Source organism: Spirosoma oryzae, assembly GCF_003002825.1.
In the GTDB taxonomy this organism is placed as follows: domain Bacteria; phylum Bacteroidota; class Bacteroidia; order Cytophagales; family Spirosomataceae; genus Spirosoma; species Spirosoma oryzae.
Window position 1 is genome coordinate 375,938 of sequence record NZ_PVTE01000002.1, and the last position, 16,988, is coordinate 392,925.

9 protein-coding genes and 1 rRNA gene are annotated in these 16,988 nt (G+C 52.4%); 2 read left to right on the plus strand and 8 right to left on the minus strand.

Annotated elements, in window-relative coordinates:
* Positions 1-203: 203 nt before the first annotated feature.
* On the plus strand, positions 204-1,565 hold the full coding sequence (locus tag CLV58_RS03815) for a UDP-N-acetylmuramate--L-alanine ligase (protein WP_106136468.1): 1,362 nt from the start codon (positions 204-206) through the stop codon (positions 1,563-1,565).
* A gap of 32 nt (positions 1,566-1,597) precedes the next feature.
* Positions 1,598-2,149 (plus strand): LOG family protein, encoded by a 552-nt coding sequence (locus tag CLV58_RS03820; protein WP_106136437.1) that lies wholly within the window; start codon positions 1,598-1,600, stop codon positions 2,147-2,149.
* Positions 2,150-2,233: 84 nt separating this feature from the next.
* Here CLV58_RS03820 and CLV58_RS03825 read toward each other — a convergent pair whose 3' ends face one another.
* The 8 genes from CLV58_RS03825 to rrf form a co-directional block, all read right to left on the minus strand.
* Entirely contained in the window at positions 2,234-2,713 is a 480-nt protein-coding gene (locus CLV58_RS03825; protein WP_106136438.1) for a glutathione peroxidase, read from the minus strand.
* Positions 2,714-3,002: 289 nt separating this feature from the next.
* Entirely contained in the window at positions 3,003-5,294 is a 2,292-nt protein-coding gene (locus tag CLV58_RS03830; protein WP_106136439.1) for a GH92 family glycosyl hydrolase, read from the minus strand.
* A gap of 35 nt (positions 5,295-5,329) precedes the next feature.
* Positions 5,330-6,544: an ROK family protein gene (locus CLV58_RS03835; RefSeq protein WP_106136440.1), complete on the minus strand. Its 1,215-nt coding sequence runs from the start codon at positions 6,542-6,544 to the stop codon at positions 5,330-5,332.
* A 199-nt stretch (positions 6,545-6,743) separates the two neighbouring features.
* Positions 6,744-8,078: a vanadium-dependent haloperoxidase gene (locus tag CLV58_RS03840; RefSeq protein ID WP_106136441.1), complete on the minus strand. Its 1,335-nt coding sequence runs from the start codon at positions 8,076-8,078 to the stop codon at positions 6,744-6,746.
* Positions 8,075-11,434, minus strand: a complete 3,360-nt coding sequence (locus CLV58_RS03845) for a VCBS repeat-containing protein (RefSeq protein ID WP_106136442.1) — start codon at positions 11,432-11,434, stop codon at positions 8,075-8,077. The genes CLV58_RS03840 and CLV58_RS03845 overlap by 4 nt, the downstream gene beginning before the upstream one ends.
* A gap of 117 nt (positions 11,435-11,551) precedes the next feature.
* On the minus strand, positions 11,552-13,153 hold the full coding sequence (locus CLV58_RS03850) for a SusD/RagB family nutrient-binding outer membrane lipoprotein (RefSeq protein WP_106136443.1): 1,602 nt from the start codon (positions 13,151-13,153) through the stop codon (positions 11,552-11,554).
* A 7-nt stretch (positions 13,154-13,160) separates the two neighbouring features.
* A complete protein-coding gene (locus CLV58_RS03855) occupies positions 13,161-16,268 on the minus strand; it encodes a SusC/RagA family TonB-linked outer membrane protein (RefSeq protein ID WP_106136444.1) in 3,108 nt (1,035 codons plus the stop codon).
* A gap of 595 nt (positions 16,269-16,863) precedes the next feature.
* A 5S ribosomal RNA gene (gene rrf / locus CLV58_RS03860) occupies positions 16,864-16,974 on the minus strand.
* Positions 16,975-16,988 lie beyond the last annotated feature (14 nt).

Below are 16,988 nucleotides of genomic sequence, written 5' to 3' on the forward strand. Positions count from 1 at the left end.
AGTTATGGTTCTAAAAAAAACAGGCGCGAAAATGGCCGTAAAAGTTGGGCTTTACAAGGGCCTGAACGCGCGCTTTGTATAGAACAGTAGCAGGAAAGTTTTTGATTCAAAAACGATGTTAAGATTTTGCGGTTAGTGTGCGGCTTCCCGGTTCCGGCCGAATGCCCTACTTTTGCGATCAGTTCAGTTTTACGTACCGTCTAATGCCCCAGTCTATCCATTTCATTGCCATCGGCGGAAGTGTCATGCACAATCTGGCGATTTCGCTTCAGCAAGCCGGTCATACCGTTACCGGCTCCGACGATGTGATCTATGAGCCGTCGCACACGCGGTTGAGTCAGCATCAGCTCCTGCCAACGGAACTGGGCTGGTTTCCCGACAGAATTCAGGCGGGGCTGGACGCGGTTATCGTGGGTATGCACGCCCGGCCCGACAACCCGGAGCTGCTGCGGGCGCAGGAGCTGAAGCTGCCGATCTTTTCGCTGCCGGCCTACATCTACCAGCACAGTCAGCAAAAGCAGCGCATCGTTATCGCGGGAAGCCACGGCAAAACCACGATTACGGCCATGCTGATGCACGTACTGACCTTCCACAATCGTGCGTTCGACTACCTGGTCGGTACGACGCTCGACGGCTACGAGTCGACGGTTCGGCTGTCTGCTCAGGCTCCGTTGATCGTTATCGAAGGCGATGCCTACGCATCCTCACCGCTCGATCCGACGCCTAAGTTTCTGAACTACCAGCCCCATATCGCGCTCATCAGCGGTATCGCCTGGGATCACGTCAGCATCTACCCTACCTGGGACCGCTACGTCGATCAATTCGAAGAACTGGCCGAAGCCATGCCGAAAGCGGGTATTCTGATCTTCGACGAAGACGACAACATGCTCGACATCATCGGGCAGAAGGAGCGTACGGATATCACGAAACTGCCGTACCAGCCGCACCCCAGCAAAATCATCGACGGACAAACGTATCTGCTGCCCCGCAGAGGTGATAAGATACCGGTGCCCGTATTTGGTGAGCACAACATGAAGAACATCGCGGCAGCCATGACCGTCTGCGACCGGATCGGTATTACCGAAGAGCAGTTTTACGCGGCCATTCCGACGTTCAAGGCGGTTCCGCACCGGCTGGAGCAGGTGATCGAACGCAACGGAAAGCGACTCTTTCGCGATTTCGCTTACGCTCCCGCCAAGGTAGAGGCTACTACAGCAGCCGTTCGGGCACAGTTTCCCGGTAATTCGGTCGTAGCCGTGGCCGAACTTCACGCGGTAAACCTGATACCCGCCTTTCTGGAAGAGTACCGGCAAACGATGGACAAAGCCAATCAGGCAGCCGTATTCATCAACGTAGCGGGCTTTTCGGCGGACGAGCGGGCGCTGGTCAACATCGACGCCGTACGTACTACTTTTGGCCGTCCGGATCTGACGGTGCTGACGGATGCGGAAGCGCTGCGGCAGTATTTACTCGACAAACGCGACAAAGCCACTATTTTTCTGCTGATGAGTTCCGGCTCATTCGGCGATTTAAATTTTACCGAACTGGTCGACGCACTGCTGTAGGGCGCGTCGGCTTTACGTAGTCAACATATCCCATGCAAAGTATTGTCGTTTATTGTGCGTCCAGCCCCGGCACCAATCCGGTTTACAAAGACGCAGCCATTGAGTTAGGCGAAAAAATGGCCCGTTCCAACGTCCGGCTGATCTACGGCGGTGGCGGTTTTGGGCTAATGGGTACCGTCGCCGACGCCGTACTGCGTAACGACGGTCAGGTAACCGGGGTCATTCCCAATTTTCTGGCGGATCTGGAAGTTGCACACCAGACCCTGACCGAGATTCACTTCGTCGAAACCATGCACGAGCGTAAGTTCAAGATGGTACAGTTGTCGAAGGGTGTCATTGCGCTACCCGGTGGCTACGGTACCTACGACGAACTGTTCGAGATTCTGGCCTGGCGGCAACTCAAGCTCTACGACGGTCCGATCGTACTGCTCAACATCAACGGCTATTACGACCTGATGCTGCAACAGCTCGACCGGGGGGTACAGGATGGTTTCATCAAGCCGGAAAACCGCGAACTTCTGCTCGTCGCCGACACCGTCGATGAAGCGCTGGCGTTGATTCAGCAGTTCTGGGAGCAGATTTAATGGCAAACTTAGTCAATACAATAAGGCCGCGTTTTCTGACGAAAGCGCGGCCTTATTGTATTGATCCTTTCTGTCATCCCGACGCTAAAGCAGCTTTTGAATATCGCTCTCGATCGTTTCGGGTTTGGTCGTCGGCGCGTACCGCTTGTAGGGCTTACCGGTTCGGTCAACCAGGAACTTGGTGAAGTTCCATTTGATCCGGCTACCCAGAAAGCCGCCTAATTCGTTTTTCAGATACTTGAAGACGGGCTGTGTGTTCGGTCCGTTGACGTCACCTTTCGCGGTCAGCGTGAACGTAACACCATGATTGATCCTACAGACCTGCTCCATGGTGTCGTTGGTTTCTGGCTCCTGTCCCTGAAACTGATCGCAGGGGAAACCCAGTACCACCAGTCCTTTGTCGCGGTATTGCTGATGCAGTTTTTCCAGGCCATCGAACTGAGGAGCCAAGCCGCATTTAGTCGCGGTATTGACGATCAGGACCACGTTACCCCGAAAATCAGCCATTGGCAGGTCTTCGCCTTTGGTCGTCTTGGCGGCTAATTGATAAAAAGGACTTTCCATTCGTAGTTTGTGTTGGTTGCGTTACGCTATTTATGAGTAACTAATTTTTGTCATCCCGAGCCTGCAAGGGAGCTTCGCTAGTAAGCAAATGATTGTCTTCTAGCGAAGATCCCTCGCAGGCTCGGGATGACAAAAGATTCATAAACGTCTAATATACAGACATTTATATAAATAGTTGTTTGTAACGTGCAATCTGGACTAGCGAATCAGAAATGACATCACTGGAATAATCAACAAAAAGGGGATATGATTCAGCATCATACCCCCTTCTACTTTTGTGAGTTACTGACTACTTCTTCGACGCGGAGAACGAATACGGTGCATCGGCAGGATTCGTACCACGCTTCGTATTGGGCTTATCGGTCATTTGCACGTCAAGCGTAGCGCCTTTCATCAGTTCACTGTGGCTTAGCCAGTTCGGGCTATAGGTCTTTCCGTTCAGCTTAACGTCCTGCACGTAGCGGTTTTGCGCGCCGTTGTTGGCCGCGTTGACCGTCAGTGTTTTGCCGTTTTCCAGTTGTAGCGTTACCTTCTTGAACAGCGGAGCCCCCAGCACGTACTGATCGGTACCGGGACAGACCGGGTAAAAACCCATCGAGGAGAACACGTACCAGGCCGAGGTTTGCCCGTTGTCTTCGTCGCCACAGTAGCCGTCGGGTGTTGGCTGGTACAGGCGATTCATCACCTCGCGAAGCCAATACTGCGCTTTCCACGGCTGACCGGCATAGTTATACAGGTAGATCATGTGCTGAATCGGCTGGTTGCCGTGGGCATAGTTACCCATGTTCATGATCTGCATCTCCCGAATTTCGTGAATGACCGAGCCATAGTACGAGTCATCGAATACGGGCGGCACGACAAACACCGAATCGAGCATTTTGGCGAAACCGGCCCGACCGCCCATCAGATCGCTCAGGCCCTGTACGTCGTGGAAAACCGACCAGGTGTAGTGCCAGCTGTTACCCTCCGTGAACGCATCACCCCACTTAAACGGATTGAACAGCGACTGAAACGTACCGTTCTCGTTTTTCCCGCGCATCAGTTTGGTGCTGGGGTCAAACAGGTTGCGGTAGTTCTGGCTGCGTTTGGCAAACAGATCAATCTCGGCCTGCGGACGCTTTAATTCCTTCGCCAGTTGCCAGATGGTGAAGTCGTCATAGGCGTATTCAAGCGTACGGGCGGCATTCTCGTTGATCTTGACATCGTACGGGACATAGCCCAGCTTGTTGTAGTAAGCCGCCCCTTTACGACCAACCGACGACAAGGGTCCTTCGGTCTGCGTATTTTTCAGGATCGCTTCGTACAACTTGTTGATGTCGTAGCCCTGCCGGTTTCCTTTGAGATACGCATCCGCAATGATCGACGCCGAGTTGGAACCGACCATACAATCGCGGTGGCCGGGACTCGCCCACTCGGGCAGGAAGCCGCTTTCCTTATAGGCGTTCTCAAGCCCCGCCATAATATGGCTATTCAGCGTCGGCTGAGTCAGGTTGAACAGCGGAAACACGGCCCGGAACGTATCCCAGAAGCCATTATCGGTAAACATATAGCCTGGCAGTACCTGTCCGTTGTACGGGCTGTAGTGCACGATCTGCTTCTTGTCGTCGATCTCGTAGAACTTACGCGGAAACAGCATTGTCCGGTACAGGCAGGAATAGAACGTCCGGGTCTGATCGGCGGTACCGCCCGAAACGAGCATCCGCTTCATCTCGGTGTTCCAGATCGCTTTCGCCTTGTTTTTCACCGTATCGAACGAATCGTTACCGATCTCCTGTAGGTTGCGTTCAGCCTGCTCAGGACTGATGAACGATGAAGCAACCCGCGCATAGACCTGTTCGCCCTTGCGCGTTTTGAACCCAACGACGGCCCCGACGTGATTCGCCTGCTTGGCCAGTTGCGTCGCTGATAACGTATCGCCACTCCAGACGGCGGTGTTGGCAAACGGCCGGTCGAACTGGATGACGAAGTAGTTTTTGAAATTGGCCGGAACGCCCCCGCTGTTCTTGGTCGTGTAGCCGACGATACGGTTTTTGCCCGGAATAATCTGAATCGACGATCCTTTGTCGAGTGCATCGATCACGACAAACGACGAATCGGTTTCGGGAAAGGTAAAACGCAGAGCAGCGGCCCGTTCGGTCGGGCTGATCTCCGTCGTTACGTTATGGTCGGCGAGATAAACGCTGTAGTAGTACGGCTTGGCAATTTCAGACTTGTGCGAAAACCAGCTGGCCCGGTCGTCTTCTTTGTACCGGCGCTTACCAGTAATCGGCATGATGGCAAACTGCCCGTAGTCGTTGATCCAGGGACTCGGCTGGTGCGTCTGCTTGAAACCCCGCAGCTTATCGGCCGTGTATACGTAGGCCCAGCCGTTGCCCATTTTGCCCGTCTGCGGCATCCAGCAGTTCATACCCCAGGGCAGCGAGATAGAGGGATAGGTGTTGCCTGTCGACAAACTCGGCTTTGAATCGGTACCCATCAGTGGGTTTACCCATTCAACCGGGTCATCTACTTTGTCGACCGTTTGTGCCAGCGTAGCCACCGACATCGTCAGCGTTAGCGCAGCACCAAGAAAATACTTCATGTGTTGAGGATTAGGTACTAAAAGCATTGGTTTATTCATGGAATCAGCTCCTGCTCCAGCAGGTTTTGCAGCACATAAGCCTGCGTACCGTACAGCTTGGCCATGCCGTCGAGGTTTGACTGTTCGATGGTCAGGTTGTCGCGGTAGTTGGGCAGGCAGTATTTGGCGATGGCCTGTTCGATTGGCCGGATAATGGCTTTCTCGGCTTTGGCCAGCACGCCATTGACGATAATCAGCTCCGGATTGAACAGGTGAACGGCGGTGGCCAGTCCGCGCCCCAACTCGCTACCGATATCGCTGAGCAGGTCGATTGAGAACACGTCGCCCAGACTCGCTTTGGCAATGATCGTTTCGATGGTCAGGTTATCAAGGTTCTCCTCGGCCAACAGGGAAACAGCGCCGGTCTGCAAACCAGTTCGCGCCCGCTGAATAAGCGCCGACGCCGACGCCAGTGTATCGAGACAACCGACTTTGCCACAGTGACATAGTTCGCCCCCCTCCGACTTCATCTGAATATGTCCTAGCTCGCCAGCGAAACCGCCACCGCCCTGAAAAATCGTTCCGTCGACAATAACGCCCAGCCCGACACCCCAGTCGATGTTAACGGACATGACGTGGTTCTTGCCCTGCGCCAGCCCGAACCGGTGTTCGCCGACAATCATGGCCTGCGAATCATTAATCAGATAGACAGGCGCGCGGAAAATGGAGTGAAACAGCTGACTCAGCGATACACCCGGCCCGTTCAGGTTCGGGTAGGTGTGGTTTACACTCCGCTTCGGATCGACCAGCCCCGGCATCGATACGCCTACACCAATGATTTGTACATCCCGAGTTCCCAGTAACTGCGCCAGTTGTTCCAATGGCTCCCGCAGCACCGTCAAAAAATTGTCGGACAGGTCGAGTCCCAGCTTGACGTCGAGTTCCTCAACAATCTCGTTGGCCAGGTTCATGGCCCGCAGTTGAATATCGTGTACGGTAATGTCGGCTACGATGTTGATGTATCGGCTGGGATCGAGGGCAAACAACGATGGCTTACGGCCAAACTGCGCATTACCCGTGCCTACCCCGCGTACCCAGTGTTCACTACTCAGTTCGTCAATCAGATTAGTCGTCGACGGTACGCTGGTGTGGAGCAGGCCCGCCAGTTGTGAAATCGTCCGTGATTCGGCGCGGTATAATTCAGCAATTAATCGTCGCTTGAGCTTACTCTTTTTCGTGTCGATGACTGAAAGAACTACATTATCCTGCATAGTAATGAACAAATTCGGCTTAGCCGTTGCCGGTCGACAATCGGGGATGGCGTGTGTTTAACAGAGTAGATGATTGATCGCGGTAAGCATGCCTGCCCACGCCTTCTTAGTAAGTCAGCGGCCTGACAACCCTACTTACCAACTAATATGGTCTTATTTAATGATGTCACTAGCTTAGGCATAATTGATACGTCACCAATCAACGCCCCGCCGTCAGTAGCGGGCGAACGCCTGCTTTTCGTATCCGGTCGATCACGAAATTACCCAGCGCTTTACCCTGTTTCTGCCCGTCTTCGATAGCATCCCGAAAGTGAATACCACCGTACAGTCGCGAGATGGCGGCTTCCGAAGCAGCCTGCCGGAAAGACGAAAATTTGCGCTCGGGTAAATCGAAAATCACTTCGGTATTGTCGGTAAATCCGATGTTATCACCCAGCAGAAAGGTCAATACCTCGGCCACGGCGGTCGAAATCACGCTGTGCCCGCTCGTATATTCCGGGAAGGGTGGCGTTTGCAGCAGCGGTTGCCAGCGCGGACTGATGTATCGGTTGATGTATGTTTCGGGACGGATACGGTTGCTGCGGTATTTCTCGTCCCAGCAGCTGATAAACGCGTCCATAAGCGTCATCGCCACCAGCGACTCCACCTCGATAGCCTGGTCGAACGATAGCTTGAGCTGATCCGTAACCAGATTCGTGATGTTCATCCAGTGCCCGCCGGGACTAATTTTCTTAAAGCCAATCGACATGTGTCCCGATGTGTTGATGGCAAACGGATTGCAGTCCCAGTACGACGCGATAAACCGTTGATCGGGCGTCAGAGTATTCCCAATGGTGTATACCTCCCGGGCCAGCTTGTAGAACCGGCTGGTCGAATCTTTACTAAATGTAACCGGCAGCACGGGTTTGAACTGACTGCACGAATCGATCAGCATGGGTTTGATCGTCCGCCAGTTGGGTTCGATGGCTTCGATATAAGCCGGCGGGGTCGGGTACCAGTGCGCGTCGTCCTTGACCGGTCGGTAGCGTAGCCGTGTGCTCAGCTTGCTGTAGTTATCGCTGGCGGCCCGCTGCATCACCTGCTGCGCGACCTGCTGCGCCACGCCTACCGACAGATCGATCTGCGCCTGACCATACCCCGCTTTTTGCAGGCTCGCAATCAGTTTCTGCTGCTCCTCTTCCAGCATATAACCCGACGGCAGAATCAGTCGACCCGTTTCCAGAATACAATACAGCGCAGCAATCTGATAGTTATACTGGCCTGACGTACTGATGGTTATCGGTTTCCACTGCTGTACGAATCGTTGCGCGGAAACGACCTGTTCCGGATGCTGCTGCGCCACGATCTCATGGGCCCCCAGCAGACAATACGTGTAGAATCGACTGGCTGCGGGCGGATTTACGACATCGTGAATCATAACCATCGTCGTCGCGAAAATGGTCGGTTGTAGCCGATTCGTCAGCTCGGACGCTTTAGGTGTAGGCTTTGCGACGCTCACCTGCCACAGCAGCCATAAACCAAGCAGTTTCTTCATGGCTTCGTGGGTTTATACAGTTGCAACGGCTGATTGAACGCGCCAATCAGCACGTAGGCTTTTCCATCTACTGTTATGGGCATGGCTGATTTAACGTCGCCCTGTACCGCCAGGCCCGACGCCGGTTGCTCAACGTAGGTAAAGCCACCTTTGCCGTCGCCCGACAGCAGGCAACCATAATTGGCATCCATACTACCCAGTTTCAACCGATTGTCGGAGCGATTACCCAGCAACAGCAGGTCGACTGTACCGTTTCGGTCAAAATCGCCCGACAGCGTACTGGTAACAGGCGCAAACTGTGCCTGAATGGGCAGTTCGACAGGTACGAAAGCATCACCCTGTCGTAGGTAACAGATCGAGCGCGTATTCGTTACCGTCAGTTTGTGCGCTTTAGCCAGTTCCTCGGCGGAGAACAGGTCTGTTGCCGACGCGTTCGCGTAGTCTTTGTAGTACGCAAACTTCCGGCGCATGGCGTAAATCTGATCGTTCAACTCGTCGCGGCTGACAAACGGATACGTCTTTCCCTGAATGTAGTAGCAGAAAAAGGGGTCGATCGAACCGTTTCCATCGAAATCGGCGAAGAGCAATTCAGCAGGTTCTTTTACCGATGCCTTGATCTGCGAGTTCAGCCCCAGATTACCGGCTATGATATCTTTCTTTCCGTCGCCGTTCAGATCCGTAACAGTCAATGACGACCAGAACCCCGTATCACCCTGAGGCATATACGTTTGGGTTTGATCCACAAAACCTGCCTTGGTGTTCTGGTATATTTTGACCGGCATGAACTCCCCACACACGATCAGATCGGGGCGACCATCGCCATCCAGATCACTCCACTGCGCGTCGGTGACCATACCGACGGACGAGAACGGTCCATCGATCAGACTGAATTGCCCATTACCTTTATTTTCGAGCAGGTACGAACGCGGTGTCTCCGGGTATCGACCTGGCACAACCCGCCCACCGACGAATAGATCGAGGTCGCCATCACCATCGTAGTCGACCGGCCGGACGCACGATTTACTACTCATCGTCAGTACTGGCAGGGTCGCTTTGCTCAGCTTACCGTGACCATCGTTTAGGTACAGTTCGTCCTGTAACGACTCTGTATTCGCTTCAAATAAGGAATAACCACCCTTTGCGACATACAGATCATCATACCCATCGCCATTCGCATCGAAGAACGTAGCCGCCGAGATAGCCGACACGGTTTCGTCGCCAATGGTCAGGCCAGCCAGTTTGGTAAACGCGGGCTCATTCTTTTTACTACCCTTTTGCTGTATCCAGACAGCCCCCGGTTTCTTCTGATCGCCACTAATGAACAGGTCGTCGAGTCCGTCCCGGTTCACATCCCCTTTGGCAATCACCGGTCCCGTGTGCGAATACATCCACAACATGAGCGGCTGCCGCTTGAAGTCGTTTTCGACGTAGCCTTCGTGTGCGTGGGGTAACAGCGGATCGACGGTCGTAAATACGGGTGCAGGAATGGCAACCGGACTTGTCTTCGTTTTCTTCGCCCCCACCTGTTTGATCGTTACCAGTTGATTGACGCCCTGCCCCGTCAGCACCTGCCGCGACTGATCGGGCCAGACGACCACGACTGAATCGATTGTCGTGGCAGAACCGAGTCCGAAGTGCAGGGTAGTCGGTTGTGTCGACAGGTAACCCCGCATTGGGTTCAGCTCCTGGTACTGTCGATTGCCTGCGGCATAGACCGTCACCTTCGCGCCGATGGCTTTCGACGCACCTTCTTCAGCTTCCAGTTTCAGTTGTACATAGGCGTTTTTCCCCTGTTCGCGCGCCATGTTGCGATATACCGATGCCGGCTCGTTGATGTTGTTGACAACCAGTTCGAGGTCACCGTCATTGTCCAGATCGGCGTAAACGGCCCCGTTCGAGATCGTCGGTTTTGTAATACCCCACGCCTGCTGTTGATTCGAAAAGGTCAGATCGTGGTTATTGCGAAAGATATAGTTGGGCAGTTTCGTCGCGGGCATCGCCTTCACCAGATCCATTAGTTGAATTGGCTCCCGGTCGATTGCCTTGCGAATCTTGTAGTCGCCCCAATACCGCAGGAAGTCTTTATTGGTGTAATCGCGTAGATAGCCGTTCGAGATGAACAGGTCTTTGTAGCCATCGTTATCAAAATCGGCCAGCAAGGGTGCCCAGCTCCAGTCAGTGTTCGACACACCCGCCACCTGCGCAATTTCGCTGAATGTAGGCAGTGACAGGCCGTTGCTAGTGGTCATTAGTCCGTTGTTCAGCTGAAGCATGTTGCGCATGTACTGCCGTTGCAGTTTCTGCTGCTGCATCAACTCAAACGACTCGTAGTTCTCCTGCAACTGAAGCAACTTCTGCCGCCGGTTGTCTTCCGGCAGCATGTCCAGCGACATAATGTCCGGCAGCCCATCATTGTTGATATCGGCAATATCAACGCCCATCGAGAACTGCGCCATGTGCCGCAATTGCTGCTGCGTCGCGTCGAGGAAGATACCGTTCTTCTGGTTTATGTAGATGTAGTCAGGTTCGTTGTAATCGTTTGTCACGTAGACGTCCGGCCAACCGTCCAGATTGATATCGGCAATTGCCATACCCAGCCCAAACGTCAGCGGATATTGGTGAATACCGGCTTTGGCCGTTACATCGACAAACTTGTTCTTCTGGTTCTCGAACAGCTTATTGCCCGCCAGCGGGTCTGTTTCGTTATGCAGCCGGGCCAGCTCCATATTGTCGTACTTCTTGACATTATGGTTTAGCAGCAGCATGTCGAGATCACCGTCGCGGTCGTAATCGAAGAAGGCTGCCTGCGTGCTATAGCCTGGGTCATCGAGACCGTACTCAGCCGCTTTCTCGGCAAACTGCGGTGTCCCGTCGGGCTGATTTCCCTGATTGATGAAGAGTTGATTTCGGCGAAGCGGCTCAGCCACTTTACCCGAGTAACAAACGTAAATGTCGGGGCGCCCGTCGTTGTTGACGTCGGCTACGCTAACGCCCGTTTTCCAGCCACTGTTCCGGCCACCAAGGCCAGAACCAGCCGCTTTCGTAATGTCTTTGAAAGCCAGCCCACCCCGATTCAGGTACAGCTTATTGGCTTTTAAATTGGCCGTGAAGAACAAGTCTGTCAGGCCGTCGTTGTTGAAGTCGGCAGCCGCTACTCCGCCACCATTGTAAAAATATTCGTAGGAAAGAACGTTCAGCTGCTCGTTTTCATCGATTTCATTGCTGAACGAAATACCTGTCTGGTCGGCTGACAGCGTCTGAAACAGCGTCGACTGCCCATTGACAGACAAGGTCACCCATTGCAGCAACACGATTGACAGCAGTCGGCTGAAGGAAGGCTGAATCGCTGTAATCATCTTGTACACAGGGTTTACGTTGTTATCTACAGTAAACGAAATAGGTATCCCGATAATTCACTAAAAAGAAAGGGTGAGGTGACATGGTTGCCACCTCACCCTTTTCAAACTTATTACTTATTTATCCCACCAAACGCGTGAGCTCCAGGTATCGCCACCCGACAGATTGCCGATTGCAGTACGGTAGCTGTTACTATTGAGCGTAGCTTCCGATGTTGGGTATGGCTGACGACGCGGAATCTGACCGTTCGAGAAGTTACCCGTGTAATTTACGGGTGTCAGGGCAGGGTAGCCCGACCGTTTCCAGTTGTTCCAGGCAGCCGTGAAATTCATCATCAGACCTGTAGTTGCCCAGTATTCCGTGTTGATTTGCTGAAGCGCTGTCGACGCTACCAGTGGGTGAGCCGCAGCATAGGCCGTAGCCGTAGCCGAACTGATCGTGTTACCACCGTAGCGAGCCAGCGATTGCATACCAGCTACCAGCGCATTGCTGTAGTGCTGAGCTGCCGAACCACTTATGTTGAAACCACGGGTAGCGGCCTCAGCCAGCAACAGTTCCGTTTCGGCGTAGGTAAGGATAAACAGCGGAGCGTTCCGGTTCCGGTACATCACCGTGGGGCGCGAGTAGTTGCCGATTGGGGTAACGTTCGTACCCGATCCCGTTGCACCAGGATAGTTAGGCGCTTTCGAGATGTCGGTAGCGCCACCATTCAGGTCGTAGCCACTGGGCAGACCCATTTGCGCACTGGCATCCGTGCTACCGCCACTGGTTCCGCTCTGGTTTGCTGTCAGACCGGCTGGGGGTACTTCGGCTACGATACTCAAACGCGGATCGCTATTGTTTTTCAGATAATCGATCAGTGGCTTGCTCCAACGTACCTGGTAGATATCGTCCAGCGTAGTCAATGCCTGACCGTTGCTGTTTCCGTACCCGTTTGCATTGTCAGCTACTACGTACGCATCGTCGTCACTGCTGGTGAATACGCCACCTGCGGCTGCTTTTTCGGCGTATGTTTTAGCCGTCGTAGCATCCGCTTTTACCAGACGCATCGCCAGCTTCAGCATCAGTGAGTAGCCGTACTTCTTCCACTTCGTGATATCACCTTTGTACGACATTGCATCGTTGGTAGGCGTGTCTCCCGACGTGTTCAAAGCCGCCGTTGCTTTATCCAGTTGCGACAGCATCGACGTGTAAACGCTCTGTTGTGTGTCGTAAGCCGGGGTCGTAACAGCATTCGTTTTAGCCTGTAACGCCTGCGTATACGGGATATCGCCATATACGTCGGTAATGTAGGCTAGCGCCTGAATCTGCATGATCGCGCCGATGTTGTTCAGGTTCGACCGGGCCGCGTTACCAGCTGTCAGCTGCTGCATCTCGTACATGTAGCTGGCCGCCTGGTACTCGATGTTCCACGAACGCTGCTGATAATCGGCGGTGTTACCCGAGATTACGTACTTGTCGGCGTTGGTGTAGTAGTTGGCCCCACCCGAGCTGGTCGACGCCAGAATCTGTACCCAGCCTGCCTGAAACAGAATCGGACCATTATAACCTGCAGCACCGTTTACGTAGCTGTATTCGGCACTTGGCAACAGAAGGTTAGGATCAAACGCACTGCTCGACGCACGAGTAGGGTCGGTATTGAGCGCGTCGAAATTATCTGTACACGACACCTGTAGCGCTGCAACGAGCAGACTTGTCGCGATAAGTTTTTTCGTCATTGTCGGTTTATTTAAACTTGATGTTCAGGTTGAAACCGTAGTTACGGGTCGATGGCAGGTTGCCACCTTCGATACCGGTATAAGCCAGGTTAGAGCCAAACGAAGCTTCAGGATCGATGTTCTTCGCGTTACGCATGAAGAAGAACAGGTTCCGGCCAACCAGTGAGATGCTGGCAGCACGAATCAGCGGCAGTTTTTCGAACAGGCGGGCAGGCAGATTATAACCGAACGTTACCTGACGCATTTTGATGAACGCACCATCGACAACACTCGTCTTGGTTACGTTGTTGGCCAGCGCTGTGTAGTAAGCCTGTGCGGTAGCTGTCTTGGTATTAACTGCGCCATCCGACGTTACGCCCGTTGTGATACCGCTTTCACGTCCTTCCAGCGTAGCCTGGTTCAGACCACGACGCAGCGTGTAGTTTTCCGTAGCCGACAGTACTTTGTTGCCGTAGTTGTAGTCGACAAGGAACGAGAGGTTGAAACCGCCAACGATGAATTCGTTGTTCAGACCACCGTAGAGCGTAGGCAATACAGTACCCATGTTGATCAGGTCACCCCGCACTGGCAGGCCTGATGCGTCAACGACGATTTGACCGTTCAGGTATTTGTAGTCATACGCCATGATCTGCGGGCCGGCCTGACCTACTACGAAAGCAGTGGTAGCGTTACCCAGCGTAGCCCGGTTCTGGCCAAGGCTAATGGGGTTGTTGTTCGCATCGGTTTGCAGAATCTTGTTGTGTACCGACGTCAGGTTAAACGACGCGTTCCAGGTAAGTTTCGACGAACGAATTGGCGTACCGTTGATTTGCAGTTCAAGACCTTTGTTCTGCACAGAACCCGTACCGACGACACCACTTGAGTAACCCGTCGACCAGCTGTAGTTGGCTGGCATGATTTCGTTATTCGTCGTCTGTGTGTAGTAAGAAGCGTCGAAGCCCAGCCGGTTACCAAAGAAGCGCAGTTCCAGACCAAATTCAAGTTCCGTTTTTGTAAACGGCTTCAGGAACAGGTTTGGCAGACTTGAGCTGAAGCTACCTGTTGGGATCGTATTAATCGGGTTGTTAACGCTATAGTACACGCTCGTGCCATAGGCCGTTGTAGGTTCGCCACTCGTTACAGCATAACCAGCCCGCAGTTTACCGAAGCTCAGTTTAGGAACGTTAACCAGATCCGAGAATACAAATGCACCCGTTACAGAAGGTGTAAAGATGGCCCGGTTTGCACTTGGCAACGTCGAGTACGTATCGTAACGACCGGTGGTGCTCAGCGTCAGGAATGTTTTGTACGCAAGGTCAACGTTGTAGTAAGCCGAGTTAACCTGTGTATTGGACACTTCATAGCTCCGTCCATAGTTTACTACGTTGTTGAAGCTGTAGAGATAAGGCAGTACGAATGGGCTACCGCTTACACCAATCTTCTCATAGTTGTTTTTGCGGATGTTGCCACCCAGCAAGGCGTTAACCGAGAAATCGGGCGACAGCGTTTTGTTGATGCCCAGCAAGGCGTCAATGTTTAATTCGGTACGCTGTGCATTCGACAATTCGTTAAGCTGACCCTGACCTTTAGGGTTTGCACTGATCGAGTACGACGTACCCCAGGGTGTAACGGTTTTCACGCGGTCGTTTGCATTGTCATACCCAACCCGTGCTTGTGCATAGATCCACTCAGCAAACTGGTACTTGGTCGACAGCATCGAAATAATCCGCTTACGAGCATTGTTTGCTACGTACTGGTTGACGACGAAGTACGGGTTCGTTACATAGTTATCGTCGCTGAATACAACCTCCTGGCCCGTTGTCGTATTGTAACCGGGAGCCAGAATACGTTCGTCGATGTTCGTCGCCAGCAGATAGCCATTCGTCGCGTTCAGCGGACCATCACTCAATTGCGGCTTGTTATCTACCCGCTCATCGATGTAGTTAGCCAGCGCGCTGATACTCAGCTTCGGCGTAATGTTCTGATCAACGGTCAGGTTTGCCGTTTTCCGCGATAGTCCAGCGTTCGGGATGATCGACTTGTTGTCAAGATTAGACAGCGACAACCGGAACGAGCCATTATCACCACCCTTTGTCACCGACACCGTGTTCGTGAAGTTCGAACCCATCCGATAGAAGTTCTTGATGTTGTTACGCTGGGCTACATAGGGGTATTGATTACCGTCGAACTGAATAACGTTTGTACCATCCAGTTTAGCACCCCAACTCATCCGGCCTGTTAGCTGTGCTTCCGCGACCGTAGCTGGTTTTGCGCCATTCTGACCCTGCCCGTACACATACTGAAAATCCGTCAGATTGAGTGGCTGATCCGTACTCACGTTCATGTTGTAGTCAACGGCAAAATCACCCTTACGACCTTTCTTCGTCGTAATCAGGATAACGCCGTTCGATGCCCGTGCACCGTATAGAGCCGAAGCCGATTGCCCCTTCAAAACGGTCATCGTTTCAATATCATCCGGATTGATGTTACCGATACCATCGCCACCATCTGATCCACCCCATTGACCGGCACTCCCCCGCTGGGTATTGTCCATTGGTACCCCGTTGATAACAAACAGCGGAGAGCCAGCCGAGTTCATGCTTGGCATACCACGCAACAGCAGTTTCGCTGTACCACCGGGACCACTGCTCGTTCCTTTTACACTCAAACCTGCAACGCGGCCAACAAGTGAGTTACCGATGTTGTTCTCACGAGCTTTCGTAAACTGAGATGCATCCACAGTCGTTACCGCGTAGCCAACTTTACGGGCATCTTTCGACACGCCGAGAGCCGTTACAACAACCTCGTTCAGCGTCGCGTCACCAGGATTTAGTTTAACGTTGATGACCGTTTTACTACCAACGATGATTTCCTCTTTGCCATAACCGATGTACGAGAACACCAGTACGTCTTCAGCACTCGTTACGTTAATCCGGTAATTGCCTTCCGCATCCGTGTTAGTACCCTTGCTCGTACCCTTGATGGTTACGGTTGCTCCAGCTAATTCATTTCCTTTTTCGTCGCGCACTTTACCAGTGATAACCTGGTCAGCTGCAAATGACGACACCGTCAGGAGGAGGAGTGCTCCTAACATGAGCAAAGCCCTCGAAAAGGTTCTTTGTACTGTTACTTTCATAGACATTTGATAATTGGTTTTGTGCAAATTCATCTGAACTTACTGAAAGAGCCGATTGTCTTCTTTTCCTGCTGTATCGTTTACTAGATCATAGCGTTACTTACGATTTTGCATACAGCATTTTATAGCAGACCCCGGGTACGCTGCTTCATTGGTGTAAAGTGGTTGGGTTAATTCCTCAATTTACTATTCTTTCTTTCGTTGAGGGACAGCGGCTTACCATATGCATTCATGTACTTTGCCCTTATATTATTCCGCTATCATTAAATTTAAAGCAAATATATTCGTCTTTATTAAATTATTTTAGAATTCTAATCTTCTTTTAATACCCATTTTTATTGGGCGCTCGATTTGCGACCAATGTACCTACAAATTACTGCTTAACTTAAAATTATACTATTAATGATAAAGATGTTCACAAGTATAATCTGCAATATCTAGTGAGTATTTCATGTTACCAACTCGACTAACAATACTTTTTTAGTCAGCAGTAATTACTCAAATCTACAAGAAAACTAGTTTCAGCGGATGCTATTATCTATAAAACGCAGCGAGCCGGTCAACTTGCGCTGACCGGCTCGGCTTTCGTTTCTTCAGGTGGCACCTACCTACTCTCCCGCTTGTGACAGCAGTACCATCGGCAGTACGGGGCTTAACGACTCTGTGCGAAATGGAAGAGGTGTTCACCCGCCTTAACAGCACCAACCTGTTGACCCTTTT

Bases quoted from the DNA above. Each gene is read 5' to 3' on its own strand.
- CLV58_RS03825 (WP_106136438.1), bottom strand. From the start codon at position 2,713: ATGGAAAGTCCTTTTTATCAATTAGCCGCCAAGACGACCAAAGGCGAA.
- CLV58_RS03840 (WP_106136441.1), bottom strand. From the start codon at position 8,078: ATGAAGAAACTGCTTGGTTTATGGCTGCTGTGGCAGGTGAGCGTCGCA.
- CLV58_RS03815 (WP_106136468.1), top strand. From the start codon at position 204: ATGCCCCAGTCTATCCATTTCATTGCCATCGGCGGAAGTGTCATGCAC.
- CLV58_RS03850 (WP_106136443.1), bottom strand. From the start codon at position 13,153: ATGACGAAAAAACTTATCGCGACAAGTCTGCTCGTTGCAGCGCTACAG.
- CLV58_RS03835 (WP_106136440.1), bottom strand. From the start codon at position 6,544: ATGCAGGATAATGTAGTTCTTTCAGTCATCGACACGAAAAAGAGTAAG.
- CLV58_RS03820 (WP_106136437.1), top strand. From the start codon at position 1,598: ATGCAAAGTATTGTCGTTTATTGTGCGTCCAGCCCCGGCACCAATCCG.
- CLV58_RS03855 (WP_106136444.1), bottom strand. From the start codon at position 16,268: ATGAAAGTAACAGTACAAAGAACCTTTTCGAGGGCTTTGCTCATGTTA.
- CLV58_RS03830 (WP_106136439.1), bottom strand. From the start codon at position 5,294: ATGAAGTATTTTCTTGGTGCTGCGCTAACGCTGACGATGTCGGTGGCT.
- CLV58_RS03845 (WP_106136442.1), bottom strand. From the start codon at position 11,434: ATGATTACAGCGATTCAGCCTTCCTTCAGCCGACTGCTGTCAATCGTG.